Here is a 23,086-nt window from a genome sequence, read left to right as displayed (position 1 = left end):
CGAGATGGGTTCTAAGTCCACGGCACAGGGGCCGGAAGTGGACATAACACACCGTCAGGATCGTGCCCGTCGCGTCGACAGGCGTATATAGGAAGCTTCTTATTTGCGGCCTGATCGCGCCGCGGAAAAAAAATGAGCCCACGAAGTGGACTCATTGATGAAGCAAGTTGGCACGCGTTGCATCGCGCGCCCCAGCATGCTTGGCTACCGCCGAAGCCTGCCCAGGTCTCGCGGGTAAATCACACGTTAAACAAGAAATTCATCACATCGCCATCCTGCACGATGTATTCCTTGCCTTCCGCGCGCATCTTGCCCGCTTCCTTGGCGCCCTGCTCGCCCTTGTACGTGATGTAGTCCTCGTACGAGATCGTTTGCGCGCGGATGAAGCCGCGTTCGAAGTCGGTGTGGATGACGCCGGCGGCCTGGGGCGCGGTGGCGCCGATGGGCACGGTCCAGGCGCGCACTTCCTTCACGCCGGCGGTGAAGTAGGTTTGCAGGCCCAGCAGCTTGAAGGCGGCGCGGATCAGGCGGTTCAGGCCCGGTTCTTCCATGCCCATGTCCTTCAGGAAGGCTTCGCGGTCGGCGTCGTCGAGGTCGACGATTTCGGATTCGATGGCGGCGCAAATCGCGACCACGGGCGCGTTGCGAGCGGCGGCGAATTCGGTCAGGCGGTCGAGCAACGGGTTGTTGGTGAAGCCGTCGTCAGCGACGTTGCCCACGTACATCGCGCGCTTGGCGGTGATGAAGCAGAGCTGGGCGATGTCGGCCTTTTCTTCGGTCGTCAGGTCCAGCGAGCGGATAGGCTTGGCTTCGTTGAGCTGGGCGACGCACTTTTCCAGCACGGCCACGAGGCGTTGCGATTCCTTGTCGCCCGAACGTGCGGTCTTCTGGTGGCGTTGCAGCGCCTTTTCGGCGGTCTGCAGGTCGGCCAGGGCCAGCTCGGTTTCGATGACTTCGATGTCGGCGATCGGATCGACCTTGCCGGCAACGTGGATCACGTTGGGATCTTCGAAGCAGCGCACGACGTTGACGATGGCGTCGGTTTCGCGGATGTGCGAGAGGAACTGGTTGCCCAGGCCTTCGCCCTTGCTCGCGCCGGCGACCAGGCCCGCGATGTCGACGAATTCGACGGTGGCGGACAGGATGCGTTCGGGCTTGACGATTTCGGCCAGCTTCTGCAGGCGCGGATCCGGCACTTCGACGACGCCGACGTTGGGCTCGATAGTGCAGAACGGATAGTTCTCGGCGGCGATGCCGGCGCGGGTCAGAGCGTTGAAGAGTGTCGATTTGCCAACGTTGGGCAGGCCGACGATGCCGCATTGCAGAGCCATGGGAATCCTGTGTAAGTACGGTATTGAGCGTTAACGGCGTAGTTTACCCCGGCGGGGTGAAACGACGCCTTCCTGGCGGACGTGATGCGGCCCCGAGGACGCCGCCGGCGAAACGCCGCTGACATCGCTACCGGGCATGCGCCCTTGCCTTCAGACCGCGCGCCCCGGCCTGAAGCCTTAACCGGCCGCGGCCGGCGCGTAGCGCATCACCAGCCAGATCATCAGGATGGGGCCGGCGTTGAACACGGAATGCAGCAGGATCGCGGCTCCGATGCCGCGGCGCACGCGCATCCAGCCCAGCACGAGGCCGGTCAACCATTGCGGCAGCACCAGCAGCGGCAGCAGCCAATATGGCGTCTTGTTGTAGACAAAATTGGTCAGATGCACCGCGGCAAACGTCAGCGCGACCAGATGGAACACGACGCCGAAGTGCTGCAGGTAATACCTGCGCCAGTTGGTGTCCCAGCCTTTGAGCGGCTCAGGACGTGCGCGCAGCCCCCACACCGCCAGCAAAATGAACGCGGCCAGCAGCAGCCCCGTCCAGAGCTTGGGGCCCCACAGCACGACCGGCACCAGCGCGGGGATGAGCCACAAGGCCTGGCGCGGCCGGCGCAGTCCGTAGCGGAACAGCATTTCCTCGACCAGCGGCGCCCACAGCACCGCGGTCAACCAGGGAATGTTGTGCGGATCGAGGCGATGCGTCACGCCGCCCAGCCCGGCGGCGGCCACGGCCACGGGCCCCAGCGCGAAGAGGTTGATCGCCCACAGCACGGCGGCCCAGGCCAGAAGGCGCCCCGGCCCGATGCCCGGCCACCAGTCGGCGGCAAGGCCGCTGCCGCAGGCGCGACGCGGCAGCCGCGACACCGGATGCGGATGGCGGATGAAGCGCCAGAAGTCGGCGATCTCGCTGCGAAAGCGCAGCTTCCGGGTGGGCTGGCCTAGGCTCATCAGGACTCGTTGCCGCTATGCAGCTGGCGCGTGGCCAACGCGAAGTCGCCTGCCAGCATGGCGGGCACGACGGCGCGGCAGCGGTCGATGACGGCTTCGATTTCCTTTTGTTCCTCGCGGCGCGGGGGGTGCAGCACGAAGTCGGCAACCTGTTGGGCCAGGCCCAGCGTGCGCGGATGGCCGATGCCGATGCGAAGGCGCCAGAAGTTGGGGCTGCCCAGCGCGGCCTGGATGTCCTTCAGGCCGTTGTGGCCGGCGTGGCCGCCGCCCTGCTTGAGCTTGACCTGTCCGGGCATGAGGTCCAGTTCGTCGTGCAGCACCAGCACTTCTTCCGGCGTCAGCTTGTAAAAGCGCGCCAGCGCGCCGACCGCCTGGCCGGAACGGTTCATGTAGGTGTTGGGCTTGAGCAGCAGGATGTTGTCCGCGCCCTGGCGTGATTTGGCCACCATGCCGAAAAAAGACTTCTCGAGCGCAAAAGAAGTGCGCAGATCGTCCGCCAGATGGTCGGCCAGCCAGAAGCCGGCGTTGTGCCGGGTGGTTTCGTAGTCGGGACCTGGATTACCCAGTCCCACGATGAGGCGTATGGGAGTAGACATGATGGGGGTGTTTAAACCAAAAAACCCTGCGCATGCAAATGCACACGCAGGGTTTCGGGCGTAAGCCGCGGGAAAGCCGCAAGGGCTTTCCCGCAGGACTTAGGCGGCCGGAGCAGCTTCTTCGGCTTCGTCGGCAGCGGCAGCGCCACCCTTGGTGACAGCGGCGGCCAGCAGGGGGTTGTCTTCACCGCCGTGGGGGACGTAGGTCACGCCCATGGGCAGCTTGATGTCGGCCAGGTGGATCGAACCGCCGGCCAGCACGTCAGCCAGGTTGACTTCGATGAACTGGGGCAGCGCCGACGGCAGGCAGGTGATTTCCAGTTCGGTCGTCACGTGGCTGATGATCGCACCGCTCAGCTTCACGGCCGGCGAGATTTCTGCGTTCACGAAGTGCAGCGGCACCTTGGTGCGCAGGGCTTGGTTGGCGTCGACGCGCTGGAAGTCCACGTGCAGGACTTGCGGCTTGTAGGCGTGCCATTGAACCGAACGCAGCAGAACTTGCTCATCCTTGGCGCCTTCGAGCTGCATTTGCAGGATCGATGCGTGGAATTCTTCCTTGCGCAGCGCGTGGTAGATCTCGTTGTGGTCGAGTTCGATGTTCAGGGGGGCAGCCGTACCACCATAAACAATGGCGGGAACGCGGCCCGCGCGGCGCAGGCGGCGGCTCGCACTCGAACCCTGGACGCTACGCGCAGTGGCAGTAAATTTCATGGATAACTCCGAAACAATAAAGGTGAAGAGACTTCACCGGTTGAAATCACGGCGCGCAAAGGGCGCGCCGTGCTTGTTTGCACCTTGCCGCGACCAGCAAGGCGCAAATAACTGGAAATTCGGGCTGTGATCCGATCGACGCGAACGCGTCAATCGACAAACAGCGAGCTGACCGATTCGGCGTTGGAAATACGCAGGATGGTCTCGCCCAGCAGCGCGGCGCACGACAGCTGGCGGATCTTGCTGCTGGCTTGGCCTTGCTCGGAGAGCGGAATGGTGTCGGTGACGACGAGTTCGTCGAGTTCCGACGCTTCGATGCGGTCGATGGCGCCGCCCGACAGCACGGGGTGCGTGCAATAGGCGTAAACGGCGCCGGCGCCGCGGTCTTTCAGGGCCTGGGCCGCCTTGCACAGCGTGCCGGCGGTGTCGACCATGTCGTCCATGATGATGCAGGTGCGGCCGTCGACTTCACCGATGATGTTCATCACTTCCGACACGTTGGCGCGCGGACGGCGCTTGTCGATGATGGCCAGATCGGCTTCGAGCTGCTTGGCCAGCGCGCGGGCGCGAACCACGCCGCCGATGTCCGGAGACACCACGACCAGGTTCGAGAAATTGCGGCGCCAGATGTCGCCCAGCAGGATCGGACCGGCGTAGATGTTGTCCACGGGAATGTCGAAGAAACCCTGGATCTGGTCGGCGTGCAGGTCCATGGTCAGGACGCGGTCAACGCCAGCGACCTGCAGCATGTTGGCCACGACCTTGGCCGAGATGGCCACACGCGCCGAACGCGGGCGGCGGTCCTGGCGGGCATAGCCGAAGTAGGGAATCGCAGCGGTGATGCGGCCGGCCGACGCGCGGCGCAGGGCATCGACCATCACCATGATTTCCATCAGGTTGTCGTTGGTGGGCGCACAGGTGGGCTGCAGGACGAAGACGTCCTTGCCGCGCACGTTCTCGTTGATCTCGACCATCACCTCGCCGTCCGAAAAACGACCGACGGTCATCTTTCCCAGGGACATATCGAGGTGGTTGACTACGTCCACGGCCAGCCGAGTGTTGGCGGTGCCCGTGAAAATCATGAAGCTATCGTTTGCCATGATGGATGATGCGATGGTCGTTTGAGACACTAACGAGTGATGCGGGGTGGTACCTGCGGGTGAGACCTAGTGCAGCACAATCAACTTGCACCAGCGAATCCGGAAAATAAAAAAGCTGCTGAACCCGGGCCAGTGTCTTACAGGCGTGTTCAACAGCTTTTTTATGTATTCGGTTGGCTGGGGAGGAAGGATTCGAACCTTCGCATGCCGGAATCAAAATCCGGTGCCTTAACCAGCTTGGCGACTCCCCAACTATCTTGCAATCCAATTCCGCAACGGATGTTCAGCTAATCCAGTACATGCCTGCACTAACCGAAACCGTGGATGCGTTTGGCTGAATGTTTTATCAGCGCCGCGCATTATAGCGGTTATTTCTTGTTCTGCCAAAACGGCCTGCGATGTGTCGGAAAATTCGGCGAATAAACATGCGCCTGATCCCGACATGCGAACAGGGAAACCCCGCTCAGCAAGCCACCGCGATGCCCCAAGTACTTCAGGATAAAGACGGTAGACCACCGGCTCCAAATCATTTCTTCCGTAAAGCGCGCATCCTTTGGCAAATTCACCGCCAGATCCGCTAGGCAAAAATGTTTGCGAAGCAAGAAAGTCCGCTATTGTGATGTAAGAAGAATCCCTTGTCAAATCGGGTGCGGAAAAAATGCCAACAGTCGGCACGCTGGCATCCGGTTGCGCCACCAGATAGGCGCGCTCGGGCAGCGTCACGGCCGTGAGATCTTCGCCAATTCCCTGCGCGAATGCCGACTGGCCGAAGACGAAGACGGGCACGTCCGCGCCTAGCGGCAGCGCCAGCGCCATGAGCTCGCGGCGCGTCAGCCCCGTGTTCCACAACCTGTTCAATGCGATCAGGACTGATGCCGCATCGCTGGAGCCGCCGCCCAGGCCGCCGCCTTGCGGGATGCGTTTTTCAAGGCTGATCTGCGCGCCCTGGCGCGTGCCTGTAGCCTTTTGCAGCGCGCGCGCGGCGCGCACGGTGAGGTCCTCATCTTCCGGGACGCCCGGCAGGTCGGTGGCGCGGCTGATGACACCATCGGCTCGCACCTCGAAGTGCAGCGTGTCGCACAGATCGATGAAGCGGAACACGGTCTGCAGCAGGTGATAGCCGTCGGCGCGGCGGCCCACGACGTGCAGAAAGAGATTCAGCTTGGCGGGAGCGGGAACGTCGTAGAGAGTCACGAAAAACAACCGGTGCGAAAGGATTCCGCCATTCTAGCCAGACAGGCCGGCGCGCCAGGAAAATTGGCGGGCCGGCCCGTGCGCCGAACGCGTGCGGACACGCGCTGATGGCGGAACTGCGAGGTGACGTTACGCGAGTTGCGGCGTCATGCTGGCGCCCAGCCTGGCAGCGGGCGCGTCGATGACCTGACCGTCGGGCAGCTTGAAGACCGACACGGCGCCTGCCAGCTGGCGAGCCTGCTCTTCCAGCGCACCGGCCGCGGCGGCCGCCTCTTCGACGAGCGCGGCGTTCTGCTGCGTCACGCTATCCATCTGCGACACGGCGCGGTTGACCTGGTCGATGCCGGTGGCCTGCTCTTCGGAAGCGGCCGAGATCTCGGCCATCAAGCTGGTCACGCGCTGCACGGACTCGACAATCTCGCGCATCGTGGCGCCTGCGTTTTCAACCTGCTCCGATCCCACCCCGACCTTCTGCGCGGAGTCCTCGATGAGCTGCTTGATTTCCTTGGCGGCCGCGGCGCTGCGTTGCGCCAGCGTGCGCACTTCGCTGGCGACGACAGCAAAGCCCTTGCCCTGCTCGCCCGCGCGTGCGGCTTCCACCGCCGCGTTCAGCGCCAGGATGTTGGTCTGGAATGCGATGCCATCGATCACGCCCACGATGTCGGCGATGCGCGACGAGCTGCCCGAAATGGCGCGCATCGTTTCGACCACGCTGGAGACAGCTTGCCCGCCGCGCTGCGCGACGGCCTCGGAGGCGGCGACCATTCGGTTGGCTTCACGCGCGGTGTCGGCGTTCTGCTTCACGGTGGTGGCCAGCTCTTCCATGCTGGCCGCGGTTTCCTCGAGGGAGGCGGCCTGCTCTTCGGTGCGGCTGGAAAGATCGGTGTTGCCCGAGGAGATCTCGCACGCGCCGACATTGATTTCGTCGACGCCGCGGCGCACGGCCGACACGGTGCGCACCAGGCTGTCCTGCATGCCCTTGAGCGCGCTGAGCAGCGCGCCGATTTCGTTCTTGCCGAAGTCGGCGACGCGGCGCGTCAGGTCGCCTTCGGCGATGCGGCGAAAGACCTCGCCGGCCTCGACCAGCGGACGCACGATCATGCGGCGGATCAGCACGTGGGCGCCCACGGCCACCAGCAGGCCCAGCGCCAGAATACCGGCGAGCAGCCCGGTGAAGAGCGAGTTGAACATGGAGATTTCGTCCATGACCGCCTGGCCGGTGGCCTCGGCGCGCTGGATGAACGCATCGCGCTCGCTCACCAGGCGCTCTTGCACCGACTGCGTGCCTTGCTTGAAGTAGGCCTCCATGTCGCCCGCTTCAAGGACGCGGCCCACGTTCTGCAGGTTGGTGCTGAGCTTGGTGTAGGCGTCGATGATGGCGGCCGATTCCGCTTTTTCCTCGGCGGTCAGGCCGCTTGAAAAGCCCTGGAAGGCGCGGTCGGCCGACACGATGCGCTGGCGCGCCGCGACGAGCGAGGTCTTGTCGTCGGTGTTGCCTTGCGCGACGCGGGTGGCGTAGCGGCTGAGGTCGGTACGCGCCGCGACCAGCGACAGCGAAGCGGCGTTCACCGCGTTGACCTGCTGCTGCGACAGGCGATAGAGCTGCGCGACATCCTGGTTGGTCTGGCGCAGGGCGGCAAAGCCCATTGCGCCGATCACCAGCTGGAAGGTGAAAAAGATCGCGATGATTCCCAATAGCACCGTCGCGATGCGGGTGTTCCTGAACATGGCCATTCTCCAAAAGGGTGGGCGGCAGACTCGCGTCGACCCCGATTGCTGCTGCGCGTAAGTACCTCGCGCTAAGGCAGGGAGAATTATTCAGCCAAGGCAATATATTTCAAGCGGTAACACGCCCCATTTTGCGGCGCTTATTCGCTTGATTGGAAATCCGGCGGTGTGATAAGGGTTAACCCGCATTCGATGGCGCTGGATGCGCCGTGCGGCCGTAAAGCCGCACGGGATCACGATTGATTGACGACCAGCCGGACGAGGATCCGGCGGCCCGGCTCCAGACGCTCCAGCACGAGAAGCTGGGGCCCTTTTTCATCGTAGCGGGAGAGGTTGGCGCGCCAGCCGCCCTGCTCGAAGGCGATGGGGCGGCCCAATTCGTCACGCTTGACGTCAGAGGCCTGCGGATCTGCCGCCAGCTTGCCGCGCAGCCAGTCGCGCAAGCCCGACACGGGCATGCTGCTGCCCAGGGCGTCCTCTGCGAGCGCATCGGGGTTGTCGGCGACCAGGCGCGTGCCGTCGGCCTTGGTGAGGCTGGCGGCGCCGGGGCGGCCTTCCACGCGGGCTTCGGTCGACCCCAGCGGGTTGGTCAGGTCCAGCACATAGCGGCGCCCATCGTCGGACCACGAGAAGCCGCCCTGCACGGCATTCTGCTTGCCGCCTTCTTCGTTGACGGTGATGGCAAAGCGGCCAATGCGCGAGAACGCGTCGTCGCTGGCCCCTTCGATGGGCTTGGGCAAGGACGTGCAGGCAGCAAGCGTGAAGGCAAGCAGCGCCAGCGCCACCCAGCGCAGGCCGGACGCCGCGCCGCGAAATCCTGCAAAGACTGCCGTCACAGATTGACCCCCAGGCGCTTCACGACGTCCTGGACCGTCTTGTTCTTGGGATCCTTCTGCAAGGCGGCGCGCAGCAGGTCCGTGGCCTGATCGCGCTTGCCCTGCGCCCAAAGCACCTCGGCCAGATGGGCCGCGATGTCGGCTTCGGGACGCACACTGTAAGCACGGCGCAGGTAGTCCGCCGCCGCAATGGTGTCGCCCATGCGGAACTTGACCCAGCCCATGCTATCGAGGATGAACGGATCGTTGGGCGAGAGCTCCAGCGCCTGCGTGATGAGATCGAGGGCTTCGGGCAGGCGTTGGTTGTGGTCGGCCAGCGTGTAGCCCAGCGCGTTGTACGCGTGGGCATGGTCCGGATCCAGGGCGATGACCTGGCGCAGCATGCGCTCCAGGTCGGCCAGACGGTTCTGGCGTTCGTACAGCATCGCCAGTTCGTATTTGATCTCGACCGTGTCCGGCAGCGCCTGGTCCGCGGCTTCCAGGGCAGCGACCGCCTGACCGATGCGGTCGGCATCGCGCAGGATCTGCGCCTTGGTCAGCGAGCCCAGAGCGCGTTCTTCTTCGTCCTGCGGGCCGGCCGAGTCGATCATGGCCAGCGCGTCGTCCACGCGGCCGCTCTTGGCGCGCAGCGCGGCCTGGCGCATGCGCACGGAATAGCGCAGCGTGGGGTCGTCGATACGGCCGAGTTCGGCGATGGCTTCGTCGTAGCGGCCCTGGTCTTCGGCGATGCGCGCGAGCAGCACGTGCGCATCGGCGGCAGCCGCCCCGGCGTCAGTGGCGCCGGGCACCGTGGCCCGCTGGCGCTGGTTCTGGACGTCCAGATACTGCTGCAGCAGGGTCTTGGCCTGCGCGAGTTGTCCGGACTTGTAGGCCAGTTGGGCCTGCATGAAGAGCAGGTCGAAATCCTCGGGCGAGCGCCGCGACATGGCCTGAAGCTCGGCCAGGGCGGCGTCGTAGTCGCCGCTGTCGGCCAGTTGGCCGGCCAGCATCAGACGGACCTTGCGCGCGCCGGGATTGCGGTTGATGAAGGCGCGGGCCTCGGTCTGCGCGCGCTTGGGATCGACCTTGGAGCCGTACTCCAGCACGCGCTGGGCGGCGCCTTCGGATTTGGGCTCGGCGGCCAGTGCGGCGCGAGATTCCTGGGCGGCGCGCTCGTAGTCGCCGGCGGCGGAAGCCACGTCGGCCAGCGCGAGGTGCGCGGCGGGCAGCTTGCGCACGCTGTCGCTCAGGGATTCGTCCAGGATGCGCAGTGCAAGGCGGCGGTCGTTCAGGCGGCTGAGCACGGCAAGCGCCTGGCCGATGGCGGCCGGCTTGTCGCGCGAGGAATCGATGCGTTTGCGCAGCGCTTGGGCCAGGCCCTTGGTCTGGCCATTGGCGGCGGCCAGCGCCAGTTCGGTGGAGCTGGCTTCGATGTCGTTGGGAGCCAGACGGGCCCAGACGCGGGCGGCATCCAGCGCCCCCGGCAGATTGCCCCCGGCAAGCTGGAACTCGAGGCCGCGGCGGGCAAGTCGGGGATCGCCGGTGTCGCGGGCCAGACCGACCATGGTGGTGGCGGCGGTGCCGTACATGCCCCGCTGGGCGGCGATCTCGGAAGCCAGTACGCGGTAGAAGATATCGCCGGTCAGCGACACATAAGGCAATTGACCTGGGCGCAGGCGGATGACTTCGGTTTCAGGCTGGCGGTTCTGGGGAGCCATCCGTGGACCCGTCGCGTCACGCGTCCGGCCGTCGGCGGCCTGGGCCGGCGGGGCCATGATTGCTGCCAGCGCAAGCCCCAACGCGGCGATCCCGATATTCATTTGTTTAAAAGACGACTTCACGCGGCCCGTCCGGTTGATGGCACAATCTTCGTACACGCAATTGATGATCTTACACTGGCTCATGCCGGAACTGCCTGAAGTCGAAACCACGCGCCGAGGAATCGACGCCATCATCACCGGCCGGACGCTATCGCGACTGGTCGTTCACGAACCCCGCATGCGTTGGCCCATCCCGCCGGAGCTGCCGTCCCTGATCGGCGGACGCACCGTGCTGGCATGCGCGCGGCGCGGCAAGTATCTGCTCCTGCGCTTCGAACACGGCACCCAGATCGTGCATCTGGGCATGTCGGGCTCCCTGCGCAGCGTGGCGCCCGGCGAATTCCTGCGCAAGCACGACCATGTCGAATGGATCTTCGACGGCGCGGTCCTGCGCCTGCACGACCCGCGCCGATTCGGCGCCGTGCTGTGGCACGACGATGCCGACGGCCCCCTCGAAGCCCACCCGCTGCTGGCCAAGCTGGGCATCGAACCCTTCGACCCGCGCTTTGACGGCGCCTGGCTGCACCGGCACTTCAAGAACCACGGTGCCGCGGTCAAGCAGGTGCTGCTGGCCGGCATCGCGGTCGTGGGGGTGGGCAACATCTACGCGTCGGAAAGCCTCTTTCGCGCGCGCATCAACCCGAAGACCCCGGCCAACAAGCTGTCGCTGGCCCGTTGCGAGCGCCTGGCCGACATGGTGCGGGCCACGCTGGCCGACGCCCTCACCTCCGGCGGCAGCACCCTGCGCGACTACGTGGGCGCCAGCGGCGAACCGGGCGCCTACTTCGAGATCCACGCGGCCGTGTACGAGCGCGAAGGGCTGCCCTGCCGGGTCTGCGGCACGCCGATCCGCCGCTTTGTCCAGGGGCAGCGCGCCACCTACTACTGCCCAAAATGCCAACGGAACTGATGGGCGGCGTGACGACGCGCCTGGCGAAATCGCCGTTACAACTCGGGAATTCGTTTATAGCAAACGTATTGCACGAAAACTAACGCAGGACTATATTTCCTTCCACACACCCTATTCCTAGAAAAGTGGAAGGAGCCTCCATGAGCAAGCAATTTGCCTCGCACGCGGACATGGACGACAAGGTCGTCTCGTTCGAAAAGCTGTCCGACAACGCCTATGCCTACACGGCCGAAGGCGACCCCAACACGGGCGTGATCATCGGCGACGAGGCCGTCATGGTGATCGACACCCAAGCCACGCCGGTGATGGCCGAAGACGTGATCCGCCGCATCCGCGAAGTGACGGACAAGCCCATCAAGTACATCCTGCTGTCGCACTATCACGCCGTGCGCGTGTTTGGTGCCTCGGCCTACAACGCCCAGGAAATCCTGGCCAGCCGCGACACCTACGACCTGATCGCCGAACGCGGCGAGCAGGACAAGGCCAGCGAGATCGGCCGTTTCCCGCGCCTGTTCCGCAACGCCGAGTCGATTCCGCCGGGCCTGGTCTGGCCGACCATGACGTTCAAGGGCGAGATGACGGTCAACCTGGGCAACCTGGAAGTCAAGCTGCTGCAGGTCGGCCGCGGCCACACCAAGGGCGACACCATTGCCTGGCTGCCCGAACAGAAGATCCTGTTCGCCGGCGACCTGGTCGAATACCAGTCCACGCCCTACTGCGGCGACGCCTACTTCCGCGATTGGCCCACCACGCTGGACGCGCTGGCGGGCTTTGAAGCCGAAAAGATGGTGCCGGGCCGCGGCCCCGCCCTCAAGAACGCCACCGAAGTGCGCCAGGGCCTGGCCGGCACGCGCGCCTTCCTGACGGACCTGTACGGCGCCGTGAACCGCGGCGTGGCCGAAGGCAAGGACCTGAAGACGATCTACCGCGAGGTCTACGACTTCATGAAGCCGCGCTACAGCGACTGGGTGATCTTCGACCACTGCATGCCGTTCGACGTGTCGCGCGCCTACGACGAAGCCACGGGCTACACGCACCCGCGCATCTGGACCGACAAGCGCGACCTGGAAATGTGGGCGCAGCTGGAAGGCTGATCCCCCCACCCTGCCTCGACAAGCAAGAACCGGACACGCGCGACCCCTTGCGGCGCAGCGTGTCCGCATAACTAGAAAATGACCCACACAGGAGACAACCGTGGGAGACATCGACTTTCAGGCGATGGAGTTCGCCTATGAAAAGCACGCGGACCAGACGGCGGCCAGCCTCGCGCGCCATCAGGTCGTGGTGGTGGGCGCCGGCCCCGTCGGCCTGACGACGGCGCTGGACCTGGCGCGTCAAGGCGTGCACGTGGTGGTGCTGGACGACGACTACCGGCTGTCCACCGGATCGCGCGCCATCTGCTTTTCCAAGCGCACGCTGGAAATCTGGGACCGCCTGGGCGTGGGCCAGCGCATGATCGACAAGGGCGTGTCGTGGAACGTGGGCAAGGTGTTTTTCCGCGAGCAGGAAGTGTGGCGTTTTGACCTGCTGCCCGAGCCCGGCCACCGGCGTCCGGCGTTCATCAACCTGCAGCAGTACTACGCCGAAGGCTATCTGTACGAAGCGGCCCGCCGGCAGCCCAACATCGAGCTGCGCTGGAAGAACAAGGTCGCCGGCGTCATGCAAGGCGACGATGGCGTGACGCTGACAGTGGAAACGCCGGAAGGCCCGTACTCGCTGCATGCCGATTGGCTGATCGCCTGCGACGGCGCGCGCTCGCCCGTGCGCAAGCTCATCGGCCAGGAAAGCCACGGCCGCATCTTCCGCGACCGGTTCCTTATTGCCGACGTCAAGATGACGGCGGACTTCCCGTCCGAGCGCTGGTTCTGGTTCGACCCGCCCTTTCACCCCAACCAATCCGTGCTGCTGCACCGGCAGCCCGACAATGTCTGGCGCATCGACTTTCAGCTGGGCTGGAATGCGGACCCCGTCGAAGCCGTCAAGCCGGAGAACGTGCTGCCCCGCATCCGGGCGCTGCTCGGGCCGGACGCGCAGTTCGACCTGGAATGGGTCAGCGTCTACACCTTTGCGTGCGAACGCATGGACAAGTTCCGCCACGGCCGCATCGTCTTCGCGGGCGACGCCGCGCATCGCGTGTCGCCGTTCGGCGCGCGCGGCGCCAACAGCGGCGTGCAGGATGCCGAGAACCTGGCCTGGAAGCTCAAGCTGGTGCTGGCGGGGCTTGCGCCCGATACGCTGATCGACAGCTACAGCGCCGAACGCGAGTTCGCCGCCGACGAAAACATCCTGAACTCGTCGCGCGCCACCGACTTCATCACGCCCAAGAGCGAGATCAGCCGCAGCTTCCGCAATGCGGTGCTGAATCTGGCCAAGGACCATCCGTTCGCGCGATCGCTGGTGAACAGCGGCCGCCTGTCGCTGCCGGCCACCTACGCCGGATCGCCGCTGAACACGCCGGATACCGGCGCCTTCACCGGCCGCATGGTGCCGGGCGCGGTGGCGCTGGATGCGCCGGTGCAAATGCAGGGTGAACCGGGCTGGTGGTTGTCGCAGCTGGATGGCGAGTTTGTGCTGGCGGTGTTCTGCGGCGCCGCGCTGCCCGCCCGCGAGACGCTGGCCGCTTTGCAGGCGCTGCGCATGGCGCCGGTGCCCGTCAAGGCCGTGCTGGTGGCCGATGCGCAGTGCGACGTGACCGCGCTGCCCGCCGAGGTGGCGGTGGTGCGGGACAGCGAAGGCTGCCTGGCCAAGCGCTACGACGCGCAGGCGGGCACCGCCTACCTGATCCGCCCCGATCAGCACGTCGCCGCGCGCTGGCGCGCCTTCGATCCCGACGCCGTCGCCGCCGCCGTTCATCGTGCGACCGGCCGCGCGTGATTTCAGAGGTTATCCCCATGCTTATCACCGACACCAACCTCGCCGCGCCGGACGACTTCTACGAAGCGCTGATCGACGCCCACCGCGACCTGTCCAACGAGCAGAGCCAGGAGCTCAATGCGGCGCTGATCCTGCTCCTGGCGAACCACCTGGGCGATCTGGCGCTGCTGAAGGAAGCCTTGCATCACGCACGCGCTTCCGTGACGCAAACGGCCTGAGCCGCCGACCCCGCCATCACGGCGCGGCGCCACGCGGGCCGCTAGGAACCGACCGCGAAGGTATTGACGATCAGGGCGCGCAGCCACTGATTGCCGCCGTCGCGGTCCACCCGGCGCTGCCAGTACAGGTTGGTCTGCAGCGCCGGCACCTTGAGCGGCGGCGTCATGAAGCGCAAGCCAAACGGCGCGGCGGCGCTGGCCGCCAGCTTTTCCGGCACGGTCGCCAAGAGGTCGGTGGCGCTGACGATGTAGGGCACCGCGGAAAAATGCGGCACGCTGAAATGCTCGGCCAGGTCCACCCCCGCCCGCTCCATCGACTGGTTGACCTGCCCATAGGGCGCCGCGCGCGACACGATGAGGTGACGTTCCGCGCGAAACGCCTTGATCCCCATGCCCGCATGCGCGGTGGGATGCGCCTGGCGAAAGAGCGTGGCGTAGCCCTGGCGAAACAGCATCCGCTGCAACGTGCCCGCCCCCATTTCATCGAACGCCCCGATCGCCAAGTCCACCCGGCCCGACTCCATCTCGCGCGGCAGGTCGGGGCCCAGCACGCGCACGGAGTCGATCCGGACCTGCGGCGCCTTCTGGACACAGACTTCCATGAGGCGCGGCATGAAGTGGATTTCGCCGACGTCCGTCATGGCCACGCGAAAGCGCCGGTTGCTGGTGGCCGCATCGAACACGTCCTGGTCCTGCAACGCCTGCGACAGCAGGCCCAGCGCTTCGCTGACGGGTCCGGCCAGCCGCTGGGCCTGCGGCGTGGGCAGCATGCCCTGCGCCGTGCGCACAAAGAGTTCGTCGCCGAACGCCGTGCGCAGGCGCCGCAGGGCATTGCTGACCGCCGGCTGCGACAGATCCATGCGCCGCGCCACCGCCGACAGGTTGCGGTCTTCGAGCAGATGTTGAAACAGCAGCAACAGGTTTAGGTCGACGTCGCGCAGCTCGGCCATCGGGGCCCCCTACTATTCACAAAATTTATAGTCGCTATTTTTGCATTCCCGTAGCCGCAACAGGGATTTTTTCCGACAATGGCACATCGGCTCGGGCAACGCCCGCGCCGGCCACCACACCAAGCCGCGCGGCCAAGCACCGCGCCCGCCGCCCCAGGAGGATTCCATGGAACTGCAATACCAGACCGGCTTCGGCAACGATTGCGCCACCGAGGCCTTGCCCGGCGCCCTGCCCATCGGCCGCAATTCGCCGCAGCAATGTCCCTACGGCCTGTACGCCGAGCAGCTTTCCGGCACGGCCTTCACAGCGCCCCGCGCCGAGAACCGCCGCTCGTGGCTGTACCGGATCCGCCCGGGCGCGCAGCACAAGCCCTTTGAAGCCTTCGACGGCGCCACCGGCTGGTTGAGCACGTTTGGCCACGGCCCGGTCACGCCGAACCAGCTGCGCTGGAGCCCGATGCCGATTCCGGACGCGCCCACGGATTTCCTTGAAGGCGTGAAGACGTGGGGCGGCAATGGCGGCCCCGACGAACAGGGCGGCGTGGGCATCCATCTGTACGCGGCCAACCGCTCGATGCAGGGCCGTTATTTCTACAACGCCGACGGCGAACTGCTGCTGGTGCCGCAACAGGGCCGGCTGCGCCTGGCCACAGAGTTGGGGCTAATCGACCTGGAACCGCTGGAGATTGCCGTCATTCCGCGCGGCGTGCGGTTCCGCGTGGAGCTGCTGGACGGCACCGCGCGCGGCTACATGCTCGAGAACTTTGGCGCGGCGCTGCGTCTGCCGGAACTGGGCCCGATCGGCTCGAACTGCCTGGCCAACGCGCGCGACTTCAAGACGCCCGTGGCCTGGTACGAAGACGTGGACGGCGACTTTGAACTGATCGCCAAGTTCACGGGCGGCTTCTGGCGCGCCTCGATCGATCACTCGCCGCTGAACGTGGTGGCTTGGCATGGCACGCACGCCCCCTACAAATACGACCTGCGCAACTTCAACACCGTCGGTTCGATCAGCTTCGACCATCCGGATCCGTCGATCTTCACGGTGCTCACGGCGCCGTCGGACACCCCGGGCACGGCCAACATGGACTTCGCGATCTTCCCGCCGCGCATCCTGGCCATGGAGAACACGTTCCGTCCGCCCTGGTTCCACCGCAACATCGCCAGCGAATTCATGGGCCTGATCCAGGGCGTGTACGACGCCAAGGCCGATGGCTTCGCGCCGGGCGGCGCCAGCCTGCACAACTGCATGAGCGGCCACGGCCCCGATGCCGAGACCTTCGAGAAGGCCTCGCATGCGGACACCAGCAAGGCGCATTACATCCGCGACACGATGGCGTTCATGTTCGAGACCCGCCGCGTGATCCGCCCGACGGAGCAGGCGCTGGCGTCGGTAGAATTGCAGGGCGATTACTACCGGTGCTGGCAGGGCATCGCAAAGCACTTCGATCCCAAGAAGGCGTGACGCGCCCGCGTCAGCCTTCATTGCCGGCGGCGATGCGCGAAGAGCGCATCGCCGTTTGGCGTTTCATGCATCCGGCGCGCGGCAGGCCCGTGCGCCCGGCCGGCTCCCATAACCACACTGACCGAGACACGCAGCCATGACCACCATCAACGAAACCCACGACCCGTCCTTGAAGAGCTGGGTCGCCAGCGCCAATTCGGACACGTCGGATTTCCCCGTGCAGAACCTGCCCTACGGCGCTTTCCGCCGCAAGGGCACGCAAGAATCCTTCCGGCCCGGCGTGGCCATCGGCGACCAGATCCTGGACCTGGCCGCGCTGGCCGGCAAGCAGCCGTTCGAAGGCCTGGCCGCTGAAGCCCTGGCCGCCTGCGCCACCGACAGCCTGAATGCGTTGATGGCCCTGGGCCAATCGCACTGGAGCGCGCTTCGCCTGGCCCTGTCGCGCGCGCTGCGCGAGGGCGCCGCCCTGCGCGCCACCGTGGAGCCGCTGCTGGTCGCGCAGGCCGACGCCGAATACACCACGCCCGCCCGCATCGGCGACTACACCGACTTCTACATCTCGGTGCATCACGCCACCGCCGTGGGCAAGCAGTTCCGCCCCGACAATCCCCTGCTGCCGAACTACAAGTGGGTGCCCATCGGCTATCACGGCCGCGCCTCCAGCATCGGCGTGAATCAGAAATTCCCGCGTCCCGTCGGCCAGACCCGCCCCGCCAACGAAGGCGAAACGCCGCAGTTCGGCCCCTGCGCGCGCCTGGACTATGAACTGGAGCTGGGGATTTTCGTGGGCACGGGCAACGCCCAGGGTGAACGCATCGAACTGGCCGATGCCGATTCGCACGTGTTCGGCCTGTGCATCCTGAACGACTGGTCGGCGCGCGACATCCAGGCTTGGGAATACCAGCCGCTCGGCCCCTTCCTGTCCAAGAACTTCGCGTCCACGATCTCGCCGTGGATCGTCACGATGGAAGCGCTGGAGCCGTTCCGCACGCAATGGAACCGCGGCGCGGGCGAACCCCAGCCGATGCCGTACTTGTCGTCGGACGCCAACCGCGCCAAGGGCGCCTATGACGTGCAGATGCAAGTGCTGATGACCACCGAGCAATCCCGCGCCGCAAGCACGCCGCCGGTGCAGCTGTCCAGCAGCAACTTCCGCGATGCGTACTGGAACGTGGCGCAGCTCATCACGCATCACACGGTCAATGGCTGCAATCTGCAACCGGGCGACATGCTGGGCACCGGCACGTTGTCCGGACCGCGCCCGGCGGAAGCAGGTTCGCTGCTGGAATTGAGCAATGGCGGCAAGGCGCCGATCGAACTGCCGTGGGGCGAGAAGCGCACGTTCCTGCAGGACGGTGACCAGATCATCATCCGCGCCGAATGCGTGAAGGCCGGCTATCCGCGCATCGGCTTCGGGGAATGCTCGGGCGTCGTGCTGCCCGCGCGCGTCTAAGGCTGCGCCAGCCGCAAACCCGCTAGCCGGAGGAAGGGTTTGGGGCGGCCGGCGATCCGGGGGCCGGCCGTCCGGCGGCCGGCGCACCGGCGGCAGGCGATCCTGCGGCAGGCGATCCTGCGGCAGGCGATCCTGGCCGCGCGACAAGCGCCTCGATCTCGTCGTCCTTGGCCTGCCACTGCTGGCCGAGCCATTGGTGGAACGTGGTGCGAAACGCCTTGTCGCGCGAGTAATCGGCTTCGCAGAAGGCCGGCGGCACCGGCAGTTGCCGCATCCGCACCACCACCTGGCCAGCGCGTCCGCAGGCAAAATCCCAGAAGCTGGGCACGCCGTCCGGATAGGCGATGGTCGCGTCGATCATCGAGCGGAACCGCGCGCCCATCGCATTCAACGACACCGCCAGCCCGCCCGCCTTGGGCTTGAGCAGATGGCGGTACGGGGAACCCTGCGCCGCGCGCTTGGCTGGGCTGAAACGCGTGCCTTCGGCAAATACCATCACGCTGGTGGGCACCAGCGAAAACTTGGCGCAGGCGCGGCGCGCGGCTTCCTGGTCCTGGCGCCCCAGATCCGGGTTCTTGCGCAGGGCCGCCTTGCCGTGCCGCTTCATGAAGGGAAAGTCCAGCGCCCACCACGCCAGTCCGATGACCGGAACGTAGATGAGCTGCTGCTTGAGGAAGAACTTGAGCAGCGGGATGCGCCGGTTAAGCGCGTACTGCAGCACAAAGATGTCGACCCACGACTGATGGTTGCAATTGACCAGATACCAGTCCGCGTAGCGCAGGCCCTGATTGCCCTGGATATCCCAGGCTTGGGGCTGAATGCGCATGAACCAGCCCGTATTGCACGATACCCACGCCGTGGCGATGCCGTTGAGAATGGGATCGATGCGCCGCCTGACCGCGGCAAACGGCAACGCCAGCTTCAGCAGCGAGACCGGGAACAGTAGCAGGCACCAGAACAGCGTGTTGACGGCCAGCCAGAGGGTGCTGAGCACGCCGGTTATCCACGCCAGCCGGCCGCGCGGCACGGGGATGGCCAGGCGGCGCCGCGATTGCGGCGCCGCGGGTTGGGCGTGCGAAAGCGCCGGGGATGCGGCGCGGGAGGCTCCCGTGGAGGGGTTCGGCGTTGTCATGGCCGCCAGTGTGCTATCGGCCCGCGGAATGAGGCTTGAGTAGGATCAAGGCAGGCGGTACTTCTCTTCGCGGTACGCCCAGCTTGCCCACAGCGCGTGCGCCAGCGCCTCCTGGGTCAAGGCCGGGTCGGCCGGCTCGACCGGCGCGTACGTTTCATCCTGCCCAACCGGCGCCGCCTTGTAACTGAACTGCCGGGGCGCCTTGGCGGGCTCCAGCACCAGCAGCTGATCGCCCTTCAGATAACCGAAGTTGTCCGCGTACTGCATCATCGCGCGGTCGGGATCGCGCTGCGTCAGGTCCACGCCCAGCATGGGGTTCACGTTGTCCAGGCCGATCAGCGACAGCAGCGTCGGGGCCATGTCGATCTGGCTGACCAGGCGATCGTCCTGCCGCGGCGCGATGCCCGCGCCCAGGATCAGCGCAGGAATCTGGAAGTGCCGCACCGGGACGGGAATGGACCCGTACACGCGCGAATCGTGGTCGGCGATGACGAGGAAAACCGTGTTGTCCCAATACGGCGCCTTGCGCGCCTTCTCGAAGAACTGGCCCAGCGCCCAGTCCGCATAGCGCACCGTGTTGTCCACCGTGGCCGGATCGCCCACGGGCTGGATGCGCCCGGACGGATATTCCCAGGGCGAATGGTTGGTCACCGAGAACGCCAGCGTGAACACCGGCTTGTCGCCATCGGCGCGCAGCAGACGGTCGACCTGATTGAACATGTCTTCGTCAGAGGCGCCCCACGATCCTTCGAATACGGGGTCGACGAACTTGGGCCGGTCCACGATCTCGTCAAAGCCGTTGCCCAGGAAGAAGGCGCGCATGTTGTCGAAGTGGGACTCGCCGCCGTACACGAAGCGCGAGTGATAGCCATGCTTGCCCAGCAACTGCGCCAGCGTGAAAAAGCCCGTCTGCGAACGCGGCAGCTTGACCACGGCATCGGCGACGCTGGGCAAAAAGCCCGCCGTCACGGCTTCGATGCCACGCACCGAGCGCGTGCCGGTGGCGTAGGCGCGGTGGAACATCCAGCCTTCCTTGCCCAAGCGGTCGATGTTCGGGGTGAGGTCGCGCCCGCCCAGGCTGCCGACGTACTGCGCGCCCAGGCTTTCCTGCAGGATGATCACCACGTTCAGCGGCTTGTCCCGCCGCACGGTCGCCTTCTGTTCATGCAGGCTGGGCAGCTTGGGATCCATGGGCGCGCCGGTCATGCCGGCCTTCTCGCGCACGATGGCGTTCATCTCGTCCACGGCCATCTTGGGATACATCGCGGCCGACGAGCGCTCGTCCCGCATGCGGTACGCCGCATCGAACACGCTGTACAACGAATTGAGCGCCAGCGCGTTCACCATGGCGTCCGAGCTGAACGCCACCTTGGCCGGATTGATGGGGCGGTGTTCCAGCGTACCGCGCGCGCCCAGGAACACCAGCGCCAGGATCACGAAGGACGCGATGGGCCGCTTCCACCACGCCATGAAGGAATCGCGCGAGCGCGTCGGGAAGAACTTGACCGCCAGCCACGCCGCAAGGACCAGCACCACGAACGCGGCAAGCAGCACGCCCTTGTAGCCCTGCCACAGCATCGAGCCCACTTCCTTCGGATTGAGCAGGTAGATGAAGTACAGGCGATTGGGCCGCGTGTCGTATTCGGCGATGAACTGCGGGGTCGAAACCTCCAGCAGCACATACAGCATCCACCAGACGCGGAACCACCAGGCGGTGATGCGCACGGCAAGCGGCCGGTGACCGAACCACGGCGAAAACACCGCCGGCAGCGCGATCACCATCGACAAGAGGCACACGTCGATGCGCAGTCCGCCAAAAAGGAGCGGGCCGAGGCCTCCGGCCGCTTCGACGCGGTCCCACATCCAGAAGGCCAGCCCCAAGCGCGACAGCGTCAGGAGCGCCAGGATGGCAATGATGAATCGAAGAGTCAGGCGACGCATGCCAGCCCCTCGCGCGCGTGGAGCAATGCCTGCCCCCATGAAGAATGCGTACTGCCGTGTGTGCCGCGCAAAACCATGCCGTTTCGATGATCAAAAAAATAACCGCGCCAAGAGTAACGCGGCTTTGGATTCATAGACGGCGGCCCGTGCTGTTCAAACGTTGTACGACATCACACTTGCAGCAAGCAAGGCCACGAGCGCACTACTGCGCCCGGCGCAGGCGCTCGCGGCTGTTGCTCAGGTGCGTGCGCATGGCCGCGCGCGCGGCCTCGGGGTCCTGCCGTGTGATCGCGCTGTAGATGTCTTCGTGCTCGAGGTTCACGCGCGCCAGATACGCCGCACGGTCTTCGTGGGCAAACTTTGCCGAGTTGATGCGGGTGCGGGGAATGATGGCGGACCCCAGATGCGCCATGAGGTCCGCGAAGTAGCGATTGTCGGTGGACTGGGCCACCAGCAGATGGAACTGGAAATCCGGCGTGATGGTGTCGCCGCCGCTGTCCAGCGCCAGCTTGAAGGCATCGAGCGCCCGCCGCATCGCCTGCAACTGGTCTTCGCTACGGCGGATGGCCGCCAGGCCCGCGGCCTCGCTTTCCAGGCAGATACGCAGTTCCAGCAGGACCAGCACATCGCGCACGGTGGCGATGTCGGCCGGGTCCACGCGGAAATCGCCGCCCCCGCTGGGTTCCAGCGCATACGTGCCGACGCCGTGATGCGTTTCAACAAGGCCCGAGGCCTGCAACCGCGACAGCGCCTCGCGCACGACTGTGCGGCTGACGCCGAACTGACGCATGATGGCCGATTCGGTGGGAAGCTTGTCGCCGGGACGGATTTCACCGCTGCGGATGCGTTCGGAAATGTTCTCGACCAGGCCTTGCGCCAGGTTGCGGGGACGACGCTGCGGCAGGACAGGGGTATCGACAGGAGCGTTCATCAGGGATTATCCGAAGACGGTTGCGCAGCGCTTGACGCTGGAAAATGGCGATCATTATACTTCGCGACAGTTGTACGATAACGTACCAGACAAGTCCACTCCACCGCGCCATCACAGAGCGTTGCGTCATGAGCCGAGCTGTCAACAACATGCCTGCATCTTCCCGGTGTCATCGTTTGTTATTGACCGGCGCCGCCGGCAACCTGGGCCTGGTACTGCGTCCCCGATTGAAAGCCCATGCGGACATCCTGCGCGTGTCGGACGTGGCCGCCATGGCGCCCGCGCAGACGGGCGAGGAAGTCGTTCCCTGCAACCTGGCCGACGCCGCCGCCGTGTCGGAACTGGTGCGCGGCGTGGACGCCATCGTGCATCTGGGCGGCGTCTCGGTGGAACGCCCGTTCGAGGAAATCCTTCCCGCCAACATCCAGGGCGTCTACAACGTCTACGAAGCCGCCCGCCTGCATGGCGTGCAGCGCGTGGTGTTCGCCAGTTCCAACCACGTCATCGGCTTCTACGAGCAGGGCCAGACGCTGGACGCGGGCGTACCCCTGCGGCCCGACGGCTATTACGGCCTGAGCAAGGCCTACGGCGAAAACCTCTCCCGCTTCTATTTCGACCGCTACGGCATCCAGACCGTGTGCCTGCGCATCGGTTCGTCGTTTCCCGAACCCAAGGACCGGCGCATGCTGGTCACCTGGCTCAGCCATGACGACCTGACCGACCTCGTCGTCCGCGCCCTGTTCACGCCGGACGTCGGCCACCTCATTGTGTATGGCGCATCGGCCAACCGCGACAGCTGGTGGGACAACAGCGGCGCGGCGGTGCTGGGCTTTGCGCCCAAGGATTCATCGGAACCATTCCGCGCAAAGGTCGAAGCGCAGCCCGCGCTGGCCGCGGACGACCCCGCCGCGCGGTATCAGGGCGGCGCCTTCGTCAAGGCCGGCCCCTTCCCTTTCCCGAACGCCTGAA

The 23,086-nt window shown here is 65.7% G+C and carries 20 protein-coding genes and 1 tRNA gene; 7 read left to right on the top strand and 14 right to left on the bottom strand.

The genetic code is table 11. From position 1 onward, the window contains the following. Positions 1–239: 239 nt before the first annotated feature. The 10 genes from ychF to FBY20_RS15300 all read right to left on the bottom strand — a co-directional run bounded on the left by ychF (position 240) and on the right by FBY20_RS15300 (position 10,327). Positions 240–1,331, bottom strand: a complete 1,092-nt coding sequence (gene ychF, locus FBY20_RS15345) for a redox-regulated ATPase YchF (RefSeq protein ID WP_128828955.1) — start codon at positions 1,329–1,331, stop codon at positions 240–242. Positions 1,332–1,508: 177 nt separating this feature from the next. Beyond that, positions 1,509–2,279 (bottom strand): type II CAAX prenyl endopeptidase Rce1 family protein, encoded by a 771-nt coding sequence (locus FBY20_RS15340; RefSeq protein ID WP_142053200.1) that lies wholly within the window; start codon positions 2,277–2,279, stop codon positions 1,509–1,511. After that, entirely contained in the window at positions 2,279–2,875 is a 597-nt protein-coding gene (gene pth / locus FBY20_RS15335) for an aminoacyl-tRNA hydrolase (RefSeq protein WP_142053198.1), read from the bottom strand. Before pth ends, FBY20_RS15340 begins: the two co-directional genes overlap by 1 nt. A gap of 99 nt (positions 2,876–2,974) precedes the next feature. Next, positions 2,975–3,586, bottom strand: coding sequence for a 50S ribosomal protein L25/general stress protein Ctc (locus tag FBY20_RS15330; protein WP_056325375.1), 612 nt, complete (start codon positions 3,584–3,586; stop codon positions 2,975–2,977). Positions 3,587–3,735: 149 nt separating this feature from the next. Then, the gene (locus tag FBY20_RS15325; RefSeq protein ID WP_056325372.1) at positions 3,736–4,686 is read right to left on the bottom strand and encodes a ribose-phosphate pyrophosphokinase; all 951 of its coding nucleotides are present in this window, start codon (positions 4,684–4,686) and stop codon (positions 3,736–3,738) included. 174 nt (positions 4,687–4,860) lie between these two features. Continuing rightward, positions 4,861–4,937: transfer RNA gene (locus FBY20_RS15320), tRNA-Gln, on the bottom strand. 1 nt (position 4,938) lies between these two features. Next, complete coding sequence (ispE, locus tag FBY20_RS15315; protein ID WP_056325971.1) at positions 4,939–5,880, bottom strand: 4-(cytidine 5'-diphospho)-2-C-methyl-D-erythritol kinase; 942 nt, start codon at positions 5,878–5,880, stop codon at positions 4,939–4,941. A gap of 129 nt (positions 5,881–6,009) precedes the next feature. Continuing rightward, positions 6,010–7,608, bottom strand: a complete 1,599-nt coding sequence (locus tag FBY20_RS15310) for a methyl-accepting chemotaxis protein (protein WP_142053196.1) — start codon at positions 7,606–7,608, stop codon at positions 6,010–6,012. Positions 7,609–7,841: 233 nt separating this feature from the next. Next, positions 7,842–8,444 carry a lipoprotein insertase outer membrane protein LolB gene (gene lolB / locus FBY20_RS15305; protein WP_128828958.1) on the bottom strand — a complete coding sequence of 201 codons (603 nt, stop codon included), beginning with the start codon at positions 8,442–8,444 and terminating at the stop codon, positions 7,842–7,844. Further along, entirely contained in the window at positions 8,441–10,327 is a 1,887-nt protein-coding gene (locus FBY20_RS15300) for a lipopolysaccharide assembly protein LapB (RefSeq protein WP_142053194.1), read from the bottom strand. Before FBY20_RS15300 ends, lolB begins: the two co-directional genes overlap by 4 nt. Between FBY20_RS15300 and mutM the strand changes: the two genes are divergently transcribed. The 4 genes from mutM (at position 10,326) to FBY20_RS15280 (ending at position 14,245) form a co-directional block, all read left to right on the top strand. Continuing rightward, positions 10,326–11,153, top strand: coding sequence for a bifunctional DNA-formamidopyrimidine glycosylase/DNA-(apurinic or apyrimidinic site) lyase (gene mutM, locus FBY20_RS15295; RefSeq protein ID WP_142053192.1), 828 nt, complete (start codon positions 10,326–10,328; stop codon positions 11,151–11,153). The genes FBY20_RS15300 and mutM overlap by 2 nt on opposite strands. A gap of 140 nt (positions 11,154–11,293) precedes the next feature. Then, on the top strand, positions 11,294–12,247 hold the full coding sequence (locus FBY20_RS15290; protein ID WP_056325358.1) for an MBL fold metallo-hydrolase: 954 nt from the start codon (positions 11,294–11,296) through the stop codon (positions 12,245–12,247). Positions 12,248–12,347: 100 nt separating this feature from the next. Further along, positions 12,348–14,027, top strand: a complete 1,680-nt coding sequence (locus FBY20_RS15285; protein ID WP_142053189.1) for an FAD-dependent oxidoreductase — start codon at positions 12,348–12,350, stop codon at positions 14,025–14,027. A 17-nt stretch (positions 14,028–14,044) separates the two neighbouring features. Next, the gene (locus FBY20_RS15280) at positions 14,045–14,245 is read left to right on the top strand and encodes a DUF2783 domain-containing protein (protein ID WP_056325352.1); all 201 of its coding nucleotides are present in this window, start codon (positions 14,045–14,047) and stop codon (positions 14,243–14,245) included. A gap of 41 nt (positions 14,246–14,286) precedes the next feature. On the opposite strand, the gene FBY20_RS15275 is transcribed toward FBY20_RS15280, so the two are convergent. Further along, the gene (locus FBY20_RS15275) at positions 14,287–15,195 is read right to left on the bottom strand and encodes a LysR family transcriptional regulator (protein ID WP_142053187.1); all 909 of its coding nucleotides are present in this window, start codon (positions 15,193–15,195) and stop codon (positions 14,287–14,289) included. A gap of 166 nt (positions 15,196–15,361) precedes the next feature. Here FBY20_RS15275 and hmgA point away from each other — a divergent pair, with 166 nt between their 5' ends. Both hmgA and fahA read left to right on the top strand, forming a co-directional pair. Beyond that, on the top strand, positions 15,362–16,660 hold the full coding sequence (gene hmgA / locus FBY20_RS15270; protein WP_056325347.1) for a homogentisate 1,2-dioxygenase: 1,299 nt from the start codon (positions 15,362–15,364) through the stop codon (positions 16,658–16,660). A 136-nt stretch (positions 16,661–16,796) separates the two neighbouring features. Beyond that, complete coding sequence (gene fahA, locus FBY20_RS15265) at positions 16,797–18,113, top strand: fumarylacetoacetase (RefSeq protein ID WP_142053186.1); 1,317 nt, start codon at positions 16,797–16,799, stop codon at positions 18,111–18,113. Positions 18,114–18,135: 22 nt separating this feature from the next. On the opposite strand, the gene FBY20_RS15260 is transcribed toward fahA, so the two are convergent. The 3 genes from FBY20_RS15260 to FBY20_RS15250 form a co-directional block, all read right to left on the bottom strand. Beyond that, entirely contained in the window at positions 18,136–19,140 is a 1,005-nt protein-coding gene (locus tag FBY20_RS15260; RefSeq protein WP_142055970.1) for an acyltransferase, read from the bottom strand. A gap of 150 nt (positions 19,141–19,290) precedes the next feature. Continuing rightward, the gene (locus FBY20_RS15255) at positions 19,291–21,186 is read right to left on the bottom strand and encodes an LTA synthase family protein (protein WP_056325340.1); all 1,896 of its coding nucleotides are present in this window, start codon (positions 21,184–21,186) and stop codon (positions 19,291–19,293) included. A 202-nt stretch (positions 21,187–21,388) separates the two neighbouring features. Further along, entirely contained in the window at positions 21,389–22,117 is a 729-nt protein-coding gene (locus FBY20_RS15250; protein ID WP_056325338.1) for a FadR/GntR family transcriptional regulator, read from the bottom strand. A 149-nt stretch (positions 22,118–22,266) separates the two neighbouring features. On the opposite strand from FBY20_RS15250, the gene FBY20_RS15245 reads away from it, so the two are divergent. Further along, positions 22,267–23,085 carry an NAD(P)-dependent oxidoreductase gene (locus FBY20_RS15245; RefSeq protein WP_082586361.1) on the top strand — a complete coding sequence of 273 codons (819 nt, stop codon included), beginning with the start codon at positions 22,267–22,269 and terminating at the stop codon, positions 23,083–23,085. Position 23,086 lies beyond the last annotated feature (1 nt).

It is taken from the genome of Achromobacter sp. SLBN-14, assembly GCF_006715415.1.
GTDB classification, from domain to species: Bacteria; Pseudomonadota; Gammaproteobacteria; order Burkholderiales; family Burkholderiaceae_B; genus Achromobacter; species Achromobacter mucicolens.
Note: the sequence above shows the minus strand (reverse complement) of the source record. Positions and strands in the feature narration are given on the sequence as shown.